This window comes from Microbacterium testaceum StLB037, assembly GCF_008763945.1.
GTDB classification, from domain to species: domain Bacteria; phylum Actinomycetota; class Actinomycetes; order Actinomycetales; family Microbacteriaceae; genus Microbacterium; species Microbacterium testaceum_G.
In genome coordinates, this window is record NZ_VTQH01000001.1 from 744,110 (window position 1) to 757,796 (window position 13,687).

Annotated in this window: 14 protein-coding genes; 5 read left to right on the forward strand and 9 right to left on the reverse strand. The window is 70.2% G+C overall.

All coding sequences use genetic code 11. The annotated features are described in order from the left end of the window. Together F9B98_RS03445 and coaA are read right to left on the reverse strand one after the other, a co-directional pair. A partial coding sequence (locus F9B98_RS03445; protein ID WP_150952907.1) for a choice-of-anchor G family protein occupies positions 1 to 3,495 on the reverse strand: 3,495 nt, incomplete at its 3' end. A 93-nt stretch (positions 3,496 to 3,588) separates the two neighbouring features. Continuing rightward, the gene (gene coaA, locus F9B98_RS03450) at positions 3,589 to 4,542 is read right to left on the reverse strand and encodes a type I pantothenate kinase (RefSeq protein WP_150952910.1); all 954 of its coding nucleotides are present in this window, start codon (positions 4,540 to 4,542) and stop codon (positions 3,589 to 3,591) included. 86 nt (positions 4,543 to 4,628) lie between these two features. Between coaA and F9B98_RS03455 the strand changes: the two genes are divergently transcribed. Beyond that, the gene (locus F9B98_RS03455) at positions 4,629 to 5,558 is read left to right on the forward strand and encodes a Ppx/GppA phosphatase family protein (protein WP_150952913.1); all 930 of its coding nucleotides are present in this window, start codon (positions 4,629 to 4,631) and stop codon (positions 5,556 to 5,558) included. A gap of 57 nt (positions 5,559 to 5,615) precedes the next feature. On the opposite strand, the gene glmM is transcribed toward F9B98_RS03455, so the two are convergent. The 5 genes from glmM to F9B98_RS03480 form a co-directional block, all read right to left on the reverse strand. Further along, the gene (glmM, locus tag F9B98_RS03460) at positions 5,616 to 6,971 is read right to left on the reverse strand and encodes a phosphoglucosamine mutase (protein ID WP_150952916.1); all 1,356 of its coding nucleotides are present in this window, start codon (positions 6,969 to 6,971) and stop codon (positions 5,616 to 5,618) included. Between the two features lie 14 nt (positions 6,972 to 6,985). Next, a complete protein-coding gene (rpsI, locus tag F9B98_RS03465) occupies positions 6,986 to 7,456 on the reverse strand; it encodes a 30S ribosomal protein S9 (protein ID WP_058230951.1) in 471 nt (156 codons plus the stop codon). Between the two features lie 24 nt (positions 7,457 to 7,480). After that, a complete protein-coding gene (gene rplM / locus F9B98_RS03470; protein ID WP_058230950.1) occupies positions 7,481 to 7,927 on the reverse strand; it encodes a 50S ribosomal protein L13 in 447 nt (148 codons plus the stop codon). A 189-nt stretch (positions 7,928 to 8,116) separates the two neighbouring features. Next, positions 8,117 to 8,881, reverse strand: a complete 765-nt coding sequence (locus F9B98_RS03475; protein ID WP_150952919.1) for a CPBP family intramembrane glutamic endopeptidase — start codon at positions 8,879 to 8,881, stop codon at positions 8,117 to 8,119. 197 nt (positions 8,882 to 9,078) lie between these two features. Next, positions 9,079 to 9,915, reverse strand: coding sequence for an alpha/beta fold hydrolase (locus F9B98_RS03480; protein WP_150952922.1), 837 nt, complete (start codon positions 9,913 to 9,915; stop codon positions 9,079 to 9,081). A gap of 140 nt (positions 9,916 to 10,055) precedes the next feature. Between F9B98_RS03480 and F9B98_RS03485 the strand changes: the two genes are divergently transcribed. Further along, positions 10,056 to 10,538, forward strand: a complete 483-nt coding sequence (locus F9B98_RS03485; protein WP_150952925.1) for a PepSY domain-containing protein — start codon at positions 10,056 to 10,058, stop codon at positions 10,536 to 10,538. Positions 10,539 to 10,611: 73 nt separating this feature from the next. Here the strand turns inward: F9B98_RS03485 and F9B98_RS15845 are convergent, their stop codons facing one another. Beyond that, positions 10,612 to 10,749, reverse strand: coding sequence for a hypothetical protein (locus F9B98_RS15845; protein WP_191966653.1), 138 nt, complete (start codon positions 10,747 to 10,749; stop codon positions 10,612 to 10,614). A gap of 119 nt (positions 10,750 to 10,868) precedes the next feature. Between F9B98_RS15845 and F9B98_RS03490 the strand changes: the two genes are divergently transcribed. The 3 genes from F9B98_RS03490 (at position 10,869) to F9B98_RS03500 (ending at position 12,569) form a co-directional block, all read left to right on the forward strand. Then, entirely contained in the window at positions 10,869 to 11,345 is a 477-nt protein-coding gene (locus tag F9B98_RS03490) for a MarR family winged helix-turn-helix transcriptional regulator (protein WP_150952928.1), read from the forward strand. A 35-nt stretch (positions 11,346 to 11,380) separates the two neighbouring features. After that, positions 11,381 to 11,800, forward strand: a complete 420-nt coding sequence (locus F9B98_RS03495; protein ID WP_150952931.1) for an organic hydroperoxide resistance protein — start codon at positions 11,381 to 11,383, stop codon at positions 11,798 to 11,800. 124 nt (positions 11,801 to 11,924) lie between these two features. Continuing rightward, on the forward strand, positions 11,925 to 12,569 hold the full coding sequence (locus tag F9B98_RS03500; RefSeq protein WP_150952934.1) for a response regulator: 645 nt from the start codon (positions 11,925 to 11,927) through the stop codon (positions 12,567 to 12,569). Positions 12,570 to 12,571: 2 nt separating this feature from the next. Here the strand turns inward: F9B98_RS03500 and F9B98_RS03505 are convergent, their stop codons facing one another. Continuing rightward, entirely contained in the window at positions 12,572 to 13,642 is a 1,071-nt protein-coding gene (locus F9B98_RS03505; protein ID WP_150952936.1) for a PIG-L family deacetylase, read from the reverse strand. Positions 13,643 to 13,687 lie beyond the last annotated feature (45 nt).

Sequence of the window (13,687 nt, forward strand, 5' to 3'; positions counted from 1 at the left end):
GATGTCCAGCTGATCCAGCGCGTCAGCGATGTCCAGCTGATCCAGCGCGTCAGCGATGTCCAGCTGATCCAGCGCGTCAGCGATGTCCAGCGCGTCGATCACGTCCGTGTCAGCCACGTCGGCGTCGAGCACATCGGCGTCGACGACATCCGCATCTGCCACGTCCGCGTCAGCGACATCCGCGTCCGCGTCGATGTCGGCCACATCAGCGTCCGCGTCAACGACGTCCGCGTCGATGTCCGCGACGTCCGCGTCTACGACGTCGGCGTCAGCAACGTCGGCGTCGACAACGTCCGCGTCAACAACGTCAGCATCGATGTCCGCCACGTCAGCGTCCACAACGTCCGCGTCAACCACGTCAGCATCGATGTCCGCCACGTCAGCGTCGACAACGTCCGCGTCGATGTCAGCAACGTCCGCATCCACGACATCAGCGTCCACAACGTCCGCGTCGATGTCAGCAACGTCCGCATCCACGACATCCGCGTCAACCACGTCCGCATCGATGTCCGCCACGTCCGCATCCACGACATCCGCGTCAACAACGTCAGCATCGATGTCCGCCACGTCCGCATCCACGACATCCGCGTCAACCACGTCCGCGTCGATGTCAGCCACGTCCGCATCCACGACATCCGCGTCAACCACGTCCGCGTCGATGTCCGCCACGTCCGCGTCCACAACGTCCGCGTCGATGTCAGCGACGTCCGCGTCCGCGTCGGTCACGTCCACGTCGACCGCGTCGGCGTCTGCTGCCGCGGCGCTGACCGCGAATGTGACGGTGTCCGTCGAGCCGTCGATGTCCTGCACGGCGGTGGCGGTGAACTGCCCCACCCCGACGTCGAGGAACGAGACGGACCACAGCCCGGTCTCGAGGACCGTCGTCGTCTCGACATCGCCGTTCGACAGAGTGACCTCGATCTCGGCGCCGGCCTGACCGGTACCCGAGACGACTACCGTGCGCGTGGCATCCGGCTCGCCGACCTCGTATTCGGTGCCGTCGATCGGAGCGGTGATCGTGACGGGTGTCGCGAGCACGACCGAGAAGTCGACGGTGTCCGTCGAGTCGTCGGCATCCTGTGTCGCCGTCGCGGTGTAGTCGCCGATCGGCAGATCCGTGAAGTCGACGCTCCACGAACCGTCGTCGCCGACCACGTCGGTCTCGGTGTCACCGTTGTCGAGCACCACCGTCACGGTCGCGCCCGGCGAGCCGCTGCCCGAGACGGTCACCGTGGCGACGTCGTCCTCGGCGCCCACCGCGATCTCGGTACCGTCCGCCGGCTCCTCGATCACGACGTCGGGCGTCTCGGCGATCGAGAAGTCGACCTCGTCCGTGGAGCCGTCGATCTCCTGCGTCACCTCGGCGGTGTAGTCACCGATCGGCAGATCCTCGAAGGTCGCCGTCCAGGTGCCCTCCGGGGTGACCGTCACCGTCTGCGTCTCACCGTCGACCGTGACGTCGACCTCCGAACCCGGCGAGCCGGTGCCCGTGACCGTCACATCGATCACGTCGTCGGCGCCCGGGACCACGAAGATCTGATCGGGCGTCGGGGTGAGGATCGCCACATCGGGCGCCTCGACGACCGCGAAGGTCACGTCGGCGGTGGTCTGGTCGACGTCCTGGGTGGCGGTGGCCGTGTACTCGCCGACCGGCAGGTCGGGGAAGGTCACGGTCCAGGCGCCGGTCTCGTCGACCGTGTCGGTCTGGTCTTCCTGACCGGGAATCGAGACGGTGATCTCAGCCCCCGGCTCACCGGTGCCCGAGATCGTCACGTCGGAGACGTCATCGGCATTGGGCACGACGAACTGGTCGCCGTCCTCGGGCTCGGTGATCGTCACGTCGGCGTTGGCATCGAGGGCGTTGGGACCCACGGTGGCGTTGGCCAGTTCGATGGTTGTTGCGAGGGTTCCGGGCAGGATCGTCACGATGACGGCCGTCTCCGAGAAAACCCCCGGCGAAGGCTCGCTCTGGTTGTTGACCGTCACGGTGACGAGCTCCGGCAGGATCTCGTCTAGCGCGGGGGTCAGCACCGTGGTCACCGGGGCGGCCACGGCCTCGACGGTCGCGCCGAGGTTCGTCAGCAGCGTCTCCAGGGGCGTCGTCAGGCCATCCACGAGCCCCTCCACGCCACCCCCGAGTCCCAGGCCGATGCCGAGCAGCTGGACGCCGGTGGTCTGGCCATCGAGAAGAGCCCCGACCGTCGTGTTCACGGTGAGGACGTTGACACTCCCGAGGCCGAGGTTGACGGACGCTCCGCCCGTGACGCTGAGCCCGCGGACTGCGGTGACAAGAGCCTCGTTCACGTCGTCGACGAGACCACCGACGAGTTCGGCGACGGCATCGCCGATCTCGCCCACCGTCTCAGACCCAAGGATGTTCGTTCCCGGCGCGAGGCCGTTGAGGGGCTGGATCTCGTCGAGGTCGACGATGATCTCGCCCGTGGAGAGATCGATGATCACCCCGGGGTAGTCGGGAGAGGTGAGTTGCCCCTGCAGGAGCCCCTCGACCGCCTCGGTGAGGCTCGTGGTGCTCACGGAGAGGTTCGCCGTGACCAGACCGCCGAGCGGTCCGAGCAGCGTGGCGAGCGTGCTGTTCAGGCCGGTGTCGACGTTGTCGACCGTGCCCTGCGCTCCGGCGACCGCGGCGTTCAGATCCGCGGTCAGAGCGGCGAGAGTTGCGCTCTCGATGACGAGCTGACCGCCGGCGATCGTGTAGTCGCGAACCAGCTCGGGTTCGCCCTCCTCCGTCGCCTGAAGAGAGGCACGGGCCGAAACGGCGTCCAGCGTGAGGTCGACATCGGCGAGCTCGGCGACGAGTCCCGCCGCGACCGACCCGGCGAGGGCATCGACCGCTCCGCCGAGGCTGACGTTCAGCGGGCCGGTCGCGGGCGCGCCGGTGCCGATGACACCGCCCGAACCGACCGCTCCCGAGGCGCCGACGGAACCGCCGTCGGGGTCGGCCTCGGCATACTGCCCGACCACACCGAGAGAGCCGAGGTCGACGGGAACCTGGATGCCGCCGGGCACGGTGACGTTCACGACGCCCAGCGCCGTGAGGTCCAGGGTGTTGTAGTCGACGACCGTCGGCTGCGTGCCGTCATTGACCGCCGACGCACCCTCGAGGTTCGCGATGGCGTCGAGGTCGATGAGGCTGAGGATCGAACCGCCGAGGAACGTCCCCGTCGCGTTCGAGGTGTCCCCGGGGGCGGCGTTCGCGGCCGTCACACCACCGAACAAGCTGAGAGAGGCGGCCCCCACCACCGCGGCCGTCTTGACCGACGCCCGCCCGATACGGGAGCGGGACCACAGTCCGCTCCTCCTTCGTGTTCCGGACCGCCCGGGCGATGCCCCGGACGTCCCCCATTCCGCGCGATCCATAGAGATGCTCCTGTACCTGGTGCTCGGGACGCCGCGTGTGCAGCACCCTCTGCGGCCTTCCGACAGCCGTGCGAACCATTCAAAAGCGCTATGTACAGGCTGTGAATCGGCCGGCATACCGGGATCGCTACCGGTTCCGGGGCCAGGAAACCTCAGTAGGTACTACGGGGACTACCGACAACGCGGCCCTTCTGGCGCGCGCCCGGGGCGTCAGAGCTTGCGCAACAGCACCGACTCGACGGTGTGGTCCGCGCCCTTCTGCAGCACGAGCTTCGCGCGGTGGCGCGTCGGTAGCACGTTCTCTTCGAGGTTGGGGAGGTTGATCTCGCGCCAATAGCCGAGGGCGCGCTCGACGGCCTCGTCGTCGCTGATGTCGGCGAAGACCTTGAAGAACGAGGTCGGGTTGGTGAAGGCGTTGTCCCGCAGAGCGAGGAACCGGTCGACGTACCAGCGTTCGATGTGCGCGGCGTCGGCGTCGACGTAGATCGAGAAGTCGAAGAGGTCGCTCACCGCCACCTCGTTCGGCGAGGGCGGCGGCTGCAGCACGTTCAGCCCCTCGACGATGACGACATCGGGACGGTGCACGGTGACGTGCGCATCGGGCATGATGTCGTACCGCACGTGGGAGTAGAACGGCGCACGCGCCTCCTCGGCCCCGGACTTCACCTCGCTCAGGAACTCCACGAGCGCCCGGCGGTCGTACGACTCGGGGAAGCCCTTGCGATCCATCAGGCCGCGGCGCTCGAGCTCCGCGTTCGGGTAGAGGAAGCCGTCGGTGGTCACCAGCTCCACGCGAGGCGTGTCGGGCCACCGGCTCATCAGCTCGCGCAGCAGACGGGCGATCGTCGACTTGCCCACCGCCACCGATCCCGCGACGCCGATGACGAAGGGGGTCGTGGCATCCGCCTCCCCGAGGAACGTGCTCGTGTCGGCGCCCAATCGGCGCGTGGCCCGCGCGTACAGGCTGAGCAGACGGCTGAGCGGCAGATACACCTCGGCGACCTCGCGCGGATCCAGCCGGTCTCCGATGCCCCGCAGCTGCACGATCTCGTTCTCGGTGAGCGGCTGCTCCAACCCTCCGGCCATGCGAGCCCAGTCGTCACGGTCGATCTGACGGTAGGGGCTCAGCGACGGTGCGGGAGCTGTGGTCTCGGCGGCGGACACCCGCTCATGCTACCCGGGGCACCCGCGCATCTCGGGAGTCCGGCCACCGCGCGAGACCGCGCTGCGGCGCCCACTACGCTCGGACCGTGCGCCTGGGAGTCCTCGACATCGGTTCGAACACCGTCCACCTGCTGGTCGCGAACGCCCGGGCGGGGGGCCGCCCGACCGCCACCACCTCGCACCGCTCCGTGCTGCGGCTCATGCGGTATCTGCTGCCGGACGGGTCCATCTCCCCCGAGGGTGTCCAGGGACTGGTGGATGCCGTGACCGCCGCGTGCGAACGCGCCCGGGCCGAGGGGGTCGATGAACTCCTCGCCACCGCGACCTCTGCGGTGCGCGACGCGACCAACGGCGAGGAGGTGATCTCGCTCATCGAGCAGGCGCTGGGCCAACCCCTCCAGGTCCTCGGCGGCGCGACGGAGGCCCGGCTCACCTACCTGGCGGTGCGTCGCTGGTTCGGCTGGTCGGCGGGGCAGATCCTTCTCTTCGACATCGGTGGCGGCTCGCTCGAGATCGCCGGCGGCGCCGATGAGCTCCCCGACCTCGCCGAATCCGTCCCGCTCGGTGCGGGACGCTCCACGGTGCAGTTCCTCCCCCACGACCCGCCGAGCGTAGACGAGATCGACGCCCTCCGTCGGCACGCGATGGATGTGCTCGCTCCCGTCGCCGATCGTTTCGCCGCCCTCCCGCGCCCCGATCACGTCGTGGGGTCGTCGAAGGCCATCCGCTCGCTCGCGAAACTCGCGGGCTACCCCGTGCCGGGGTGGTCGGGCATCGACCGCATGGTGCTGCCGCGCCGCGAACTGAAGGACTGGATCCCCCGGCTGGCGCGCATCCCCGCCGACGCACGCGAGGCCCTGCCCGGGATCACCGCCGACCGCACGTTCCAGATCGTGGCGGCCGCGGTCGTCGTCGAACGCGCGATGAAGGCGCTCGACGTCGAAGAGCTCGAGGTCTCGCCCTGGGCCCTGCGCGAGGGCGTGCTGCTGCGCTTCATCGAGTCGCTCGAATACTGACGAAGGCTCAGGCCGCTCCGAAAGACGGAGGGCCTGAGCCTGTCGAAAGCGCGGTGGTTACAGCGCGAGCCGCTCCCGCACGACCTCGGCCAGACGGTCCGCGTGCGCACGGGCATCCTCTTCCGAGGCGGCCTCGACCATCACGCGCACCAGCTGCTCCGTACCCGACGCGCGCAGCAGGACGCGCCCGGAGTCACCGAGCGCGGCGGACGACGCCGCCACGGCCTCCTGCACGCCGTCGTCGCTCACTCCGTCGCGGTCGACGCCGCGCACGTTGACGAGCACCTGCGGGTACACGGTCATGATCGACGCGAGCTCGGCCAGCGTCTTGTTCTGGCGAGCCATCTCGGCCACGAGGTGCAGGCCGGTCAACAGCCCGTCTCCGGTCGTGGCGAACTCGCTCATGATGACGTGACCCGACTGTTCGCCGCCGAGGGAGTAGCCCCCCTCGTTCATGGCCTCGAGCACGTAGCGGTCGCCCACGGCGGTCTGCAGAACCCGGATGCCGTGAGCCTCCATCGCCCGGTGGAGCCCGAGGTTGCTCATGACCGTCGCCACGAGCGTGTCATCGGCGAGGGCCCCGCGGTCCTTCATGGCCACCGCGAGGATGGCCATGATCTGGTCGCCGTCGACGACATTGCCCTGGGCGTCCACGGCGAGGCAGCGATCGGCGTCGCCGTCGTGGGCGATTCCGACGTCGGCGCCGAGGCGCACGACAGCCTCGGCGAGCACGTCGAGGTGGGTCGAGCCCACGCCGTCGTTGATGTTCAGGCCGTCGGGTTCGGCGCCGATGACGGTGACCTGGGCGCCCGCGTCCTTGAACGTCTCGGGCGAGACCCCGGCCGCGGCACCGTGGGCGCAGTCGAGGACGACGTGGATGCCGTCGAGACGGTGCGGCAGCGACCCGAGGAGGTGAAGCACGTAGCGGTCCTCGGCGTCGGCGAAGCGGCGGATGCGTCCGACGCCCGCGCCGGTCGGCTGCAGCCGCTCCCCCTCGAGGGCGCGCTCGATGCGCTGCTCGACGATGTCGGGGAGCTTCGTGCCGCCACGGGCGAAGATCTTGATCCCGTTGTCAGGCGCCGGGTTGTGCGACGCCGAGACCATCACGCCGAAGTCGGCGTCGTGGTCGGCGATGAGGAAGGCGGTGGCGGGGGTGGGGATGACGCCGGCGTCGAGCACGTCGACCCCGGAGGAGGCCAGGCCTGCGGCGACCGCGGCCGAGAGGAACTCTCCCGAGACGCGCGGGTCGCGCGCGACGACGGCCGTGAGTCGACGGCCCTCGGCCTTGCGCGCCTCCGCAGAACGGCCCTGGCCCAGGACGACAGCAGTCGCCTGGGCCAGGTGCAGCGCGAGTTCGGCGGTGAGGAGGCCGTTGGCCAGCCCCCGCACCCCGTCCGTGCCAAAGAGAGGCATACGGAGGATCGAACTCAGCGCTTGGAGTACTGAGGCGCCTTGCGGGCCTTCTTGAGACCGGCCTTCTTGCGCTCCTTGACGCGAGCGTCGCGCGAGAGGAAGCCGGCCTTCTTCAGGGTGGGGCGGTTGTTCTCGGCGTCGATCTCGTTGAGCGCGCGCGCGATGCCCAGGCGCAGTGCGCCGGCCTGACCCGAGGGGCCGCCGCCGGAGATGCGAGCGATCACGTCGTACGAGCCCGCGAGCTCGAGAACCGTGAACGGGTCGTTGATCAGCTGCTGGTGCAGCTTGTTCGGGAAGTAGTCCTCGATCGTGCGGCCATTGACCGTGATCGTGCCCGAACCGGGAACGAGACGCACGCGGGCGATGGCCTGCTTGCGACGGCCCACGGCTGCGCCGGGGACGGAGAGCACGGGGCGCTCGGCCGCGACGGCCGACTGCTCGGCCGGCGTCTCGGTGCTGTAGTTGCTGGAGTCGATGTTCGACACTGTTTCGTCCTTATCCGGCGGCGCTTACTGGGCGACCTGGTCGAAGGTGTATGCCGTGGGCTGCTGGGCACCGTGGGGGTGCTCGGCGCCGCGGTACACCTTGAGCTTCTTGAGCTGCGCCGCGCCGAGGCTGTTCTTGGGCAGCATGCCGCGGATGGCCTTCTCGACCGCGCGGACGGGGTTCTTCTCGAGGAGTTCGTCGTAGGTGACGGACTTGAGACCGCCCGGGAAGCCCGAGTGGCGGTAGGCCTTCTTCTGCGTGAGCTTCTGACCCGTGAGCGCGACCTTGTCGGCGTTGATCACGATGACGAAGTCACCCGAGTCGATGTGGTTGGCGAAGGTCGCCTTGTGCTTGCCGCGGAGGAGGACCGCCGCGTGCGAGGCCAGACGGCCGAGAACGACGTCGGTGGCGTCGATAACGACCCACTCGCGCGTGACCTCAGCGGCCTTGGGGGTGAAAGTGCGCGTCACAGTAGTGCTGCTTTCTTGATCGAACGGAGGAGTTCGTGAATCCCGCTCCGGTGGTCCGTTTCCTCGCCGATGGCGGGGGAACAGGGCCGGTGGAGGGCTCACGTTCGGGCGACCCGCTCGCAGAGAGGCGGGCACCAAAGAGCAAGACTACGTCATCCGGATGCCAGGACCAAACGCGCGCGGTCGCCCTCAAGCCAGCAGTGTCCCCACCGCGATCATCGCGAACCCCGTCGCGTTGAAGACGAGATGCACCCACACCGCGGGCCACAGGCGACCGGTCCCGACGACGAAGGCCCCCGCGACCACCCCGAGCAGAGCCAGGATGGCGAGGTCCACGGCATCCGGGTCTCCGACGAAGATGTGGGCGACGACGAAGAGGACGGTGGACAGAGCGACCGCCGCGATGCCGGCCGCCACGGCACCCGCCACCCGTCGGATCGCGACGAAGGCGCACACGAGCACGACACCGCGGAAGAACGCCTCCTCGAGCACGGGCGACACGACGACGCCGGCGATCGCCCGCGCCGAGAAGGACGCCGGCAGTCCTCCTCCGGTCGAGAACGTCGAGGGCCAGGGCGCGGGAGTCCCCCCGAGCCCCGAGACGACGCCCTGAGCGGCGCGCAACAGCACGCCGAAGACGACCCCGTAGGCGAGGTCGATCGCGCGCAGACGCAACAGTCCGCGCGGCCGTGAGCGTCGGAGAGCGACGACGACGGGGAGGGCGAAGCAGAGCCAGACGAGGAGCTGGGCCGCGAGACCCGCCGCCTCGGACGGGAGCGTGAGCTCGACGACGTGCGCCCCGATGACTCCCACTCCGAGGAGGCACACGGCCAGCCCCAGGAGACCGACGTCCCAGCCGACGACGCTCGATTCCCCCTCTCTCCAGCGTCGGGGCCGACGAGGACGCCCCGAGCGTGAGGCGCGGGACGGGGCGGCGGGCGAGGGGGCGAACATGCGCGTCAGGCTAGGGCCTGCGCACCCGGCGCCCTCGCGACAGCCGTGCGGGGGCCGAGAGCGTCACCCCGCGACTCACCCGTTCGGCTGAATCGTTCCCCCGGACGACGTCTGCCCCGTCACCGAGCGGGCGACGGGGCAGACGGCATCCGTTCGCGTCCTCCGCGGATGCGGGCGAGAGGGGACGCGAGCGAGGATCAGCGCTGGAGGAAGTCGATGAGGACGCGGTTGAACTCCTCGGCGTGGCTGACGTTGACTCCGTGCGGAGCCCCCGCGACGACGTGGAGTTCGCTGCCCGCGATCGCCTCGTGCGTGCGCTTGCCCGACCCCTCGAAGGGGACGGTGGAGTCGCTGTCGCCGTGGATGACGAGGGTGGGCACGGTGACGCGGGGCAGGTCCTCGCGGAAGTCGGTCGTGGCGAACGCCTCCATCGATTTCAGGGCCGCGTGGTGGTCGGCCTGGTTCGCGAGACGCTCGGCCTCGGCGCGATCGGCCTCCGAGACGGCGAGCGTGCCATCGACCGAGAAGAAGTCGGTCGTGAACTGGTGGTAGAACGCCTTCTCGTCGTCCTCGAGACCCTGCTTCATCCCGTCGGCCGTCGCATCGTCGAGCGGGCCCTCCGGGTTGTCGTCGGTCTGGGCGAGGTACGGGGGCACCGCGGCGGCGAAGACGACGCTGTGGATGCGGTCGGAGCCGTGACGCGACAGGTACCGTGCCACTTCGCCACCCCCCATCGAGAAACCGACCAGCGTGACGTCGCGGAGGTCGAGGGCCTCGAGCACCGCCTCGAGGTCGTTGCTGAAGGTGTCGTAGTCGTAGCCGCCGCGCGGCTTGTCGCTGCGGCCGAACCCTCGGCGGTCGTACGTGACGACGCGGTATCCCGCCCCCTCGAGGGCGGGGACCTGGTGCGCCCAGGACTCGCCGGAGAGGGGCCAGCCATGGATGAGGACGACGGGGCGGCCCGTGCCGCCGGTGTCGTCGACGTGGAGGTCGATGTCGGTCAGAAGTCCGTGGTGTGCGGTGATCTCGCTCATGCGCTCAGAGTTCGGGTCGAAGCTGAACGGACGCCGCCCGTTGACGAAGCTCGGCCCGCTTGGTAAGCCCCGTTACGCACACTCCCCCGCCGGACCGCAACGCCTGCCCCCGACCGGGGCGACCCGCATAGCCTGCCCTCATGGCTCCGTCCCGCACGCCCGCCGTCGCTCTCCTGCTCACCGCGGGCGCACTGCTTCTCAGCGCCTGCTCGGCGAGCACCCCGGCAGGCGGCTCCGCCGCCAATGACCGCGAGGCCGTGCGCGCCATCACCGCCGCGGAATCGAGCGCCGGCGGTCGTGCCTTCCAGCTCGAATCCGACGACGGGGTGTGGGAGGTGCACGTGGCCTCCGGGGACCGCGAGGTCGAGGTTCGCGTAAGTGCCGACGGCGGGGAGGTCACCGCGACCTCGGACTCCGGCGCACTCGACGGTGCGGACCGTGCCGCCCTCGATGCCGCGGTTACGACTCTGGCCGACGCCGTGCGCATCGCCGCGGCTCAGGGCGAGGGCGGCGCGATCGACGAGGCAGAGCTCCGACGCGAGGGCTCGACGACGACGTGGGACGTCGAGCTGATCGGGGGCGCCGTCGTGCGCGTCTCGGCGGCCGACGGCAGCATCGGCTGAACCGAACCGAACCGGTCGGCCCCACGGCACGGGCGGCCGGCGCGAGCCGGTCGGCTCGCGCTCGAGGAGGCGGTCAGGCGAGGTCGCCGGCGAGCGGGGCGACAGGTGCGCCGAGCTCGAAGTGGTGCCCGTTGATGGCGAGCAGATCCCGGTCGCCTTCGGGGAGGAACCCCGAGGGCGCGGAAGCGCTCGCGTCGCTGCGGCTGATCATGCGACCCATGCTCCGACGTCGGGCGCGCCGATGTTCAGGGCTTGACAGCACCGCGGCTCGCGAATCGGGGATCTAGGGATTCAGTTGTGCGCAATTAAATTGTGTGCAATAGTTCTTGCATGCCCGCCGTCGATCACCTCGTGTGCTTCGCCCTGTATGCCGCGAACCGCACGACCACCCAGGCCTACCGGGTGCTGCTCGAACCGTGGAACCTGACGTACCCGCAGTACATCGCCCTCGTCACCCTCTGGAACGACGGCGAACAGACGGTGGGCAGCCTGGGCGAGGCGCTCCAGCTCGACTCCGGCACGCTGTCACCGATGCTCGCCCGCATGGAGAACGCGGGCTACCTCACCCGCTCGCGCCGCCTCGACGACGAGCGCGTCGTCGAGGTCGCCCTGACACCCCGAGGGCTCGCGTTGCGCGCCGAGCTCGCCCACGTCCCCCGCTGCATCGCCGCGGGGTCCGGACTCACCGACGCCGACAGCGCCCGTGAGTTGATCGATGCCCTCCATCAGCTCACCGAGGCCATGAAAGACCTGCGCGACCACCCCGCCGAAGCCCGCGACGCCGATGCGGCGCGCAACCCGGCCTGACGCGCGCCCCCCCACCGTCCTCAGAAAGGAACACCATGGACGTTCTCTACACCGCTGAAGCCGTCTCCACCGGCCAGGGCCGCCTGGGTCACGTGACCGCCGGCACCTACCTCGACCTCGATGTCGCGCCCCCGGCCGAGCTCGGCGGATCCGGCGCCGGCACGAACCCCGAGCAGCTCTTCGCCGCCGGCTACGCCGCGTGCTTCCACAGCGCGCTGCACTCCGTGGCCCGCGCCCGCAAGGTGAAGATCGAGGACTCCTCGGTCGGCGGCCGCGTCCACATCGGTCCCAACGGCCAGGGCGGTTACCAGCTCGCCGTGCTCCTCGAGGTCGTTCTGCCGGGCATCGAGCCCGATCTCGCCCAGCAGCTCGCCGACGAGGCGCACCAGGTCTGCCCCTACTCGAACGCCACGCGCGGCAACATCGAGGTCACCGTCACCGTCTCCGAGGACTGACCTCCCCCAGACCCCGGGGCGAGGCGCTGAGCCCCACGTATCGCGCCTCGTCCCGGCCCCGCCGCCCCGCCCCCGGGGCGGCTTCGTCGTCTCGCGACGAAGGTGTCGGCGTACAGTGACTGTCGTGATCCGGGTGGTTGTCGTCGACGACGAGGCTCTTGTCCGCTCCAGCTTCGCCATCATCCTCAACGCGGCCGACGACATCCAGGTGGTCGCCGCCGTCGACGGACCCGACGCGCTCGACGTCATCCGCACGCTCCGCCCCGACGTCGTCCTCCTCGACATCCGGATGCCGGGACGCAGCGGCCTCGACATCCTCGCCGACCTGCGCGGCACCGACCGGCCCGTGGTCGGCATCCTGACGACCTTCGCGGCCGATGAGGACATCGCCCGGGCGCTGCGGGACGGCGCCTCCGGGTTCCTGGTGAAGGACACCGACCCCGAGCACCTCGCCGCGATGGTGCGCTCCCTCGCGGCGGGCGGGGTCGTGCTGTCGCCCCAGATCTCGCGCGCCCTGGTCGCGGGCTTCTCCGGTGGACCGGACCGCGAGGCCGTTCGCCGCGTCTCCCTCCTGACCGACCGAGAGCGCGACGTGCTCGCGTGCCTGCCCACCGGAAGCTCGAACACCGAGATCGGTCGCCGTCTGCACCTGAGCGCGGCCACGGTCAAAGACCACGTCAGCTCCATCCTGGGCAAGCTGTCGGTGTCGTCGCGGGTCGAGGCCGCCCTCATCGCCGAACGCGCGAGCGCCTCCCCCGACCGCCGCTGAGCTCAGGTGAGGCGCAGCTGGTCCTCGGTCTTGCCGTACGAGCGGCGCAGCCATTGGCCGAACCCCGGTTGCGCGAGGCAGGCCGCCGCGGTGTCGCACGTGACCACGGGGTCCTGCGCGGCGTAGGTCGCGTACACGTCGACCTTGGCATCCAGCTCCTCGCCCTCCACGTTCACCGGCTCGTGCCGTGAGGGATAGCCGATGTAGTACGTGACAGCCTCGGGGGCGACACCCGCGACGGGAGCCACGGCACGCACCAGCGAGCCGACGCAGGAGTGGTCGGGATGGTCGCCTCGGGCGAAAGCGCTCTCGTGAGGGATGTTCGTCGTGACGTGTTCCGGGCGTCCGGCGTGGATGAGCTCGGCGACGGTCTCCGACAGGCGGCGCGTGTCGAGGGTCGGCCCGTCGTCGATCGGCGAGAGCACCGGGACGAGCCCGTTGATCAGCTGCGTCAGCCCCGCCTCGCCCGTCGTCGGGAAACCCTTGCCGCTGAGGTTGCCATCGGGCAGCCGCAGCACTGTGATCGACAGGCGCGGATCATCGGACGGCACGAACCGCGTGACCCGGGCTCCGCTGAGCAGATTCAGCTCGGTGGTCTGCCAGGGCTCGGTGCTCCCGCGCATCTCGTCGTACGCCGCCCGGATGCCGGCCTCGCGCTGCTGCGCGTAGGCGAGGCCACGACCCGCGTCGCCCGCCGTGACGAAGATCGTGCGCAGGGTCGCCCCCGAGGCGATGAGCCCCGCGAGATGAGGGTTGGCGAAGATGATGTCGTCGTCGGCGTGCGCCCAGACCGCCACGGTCGTCTCCAGCCCCGGCGCTTCGAACGCCGGCGATGCCGCGCGCGGCGTGGACTCCGGCACGGGCACGATGGGGCTGAGCTTGACCCAGGTCCCCTCCGGGGCCGCGGAGCGCCGGATCTCGCGGTAGACGAGCGCTCCTCCGCCCAGCGCAGCGAGCCCGCCGACGGCGACGCCGCCGAACACCAGCGCTCGGCGCGAGATCTCCGATCGTCGCGGCGACGCGGGTTCGTCGGGAGCCCGATCGGCACCCGAAGGCTCGTCGATGTCACTCACGGCGACTCCGTCCTGTACTTCGCCCCCCGGCGACGGATTGCGGGT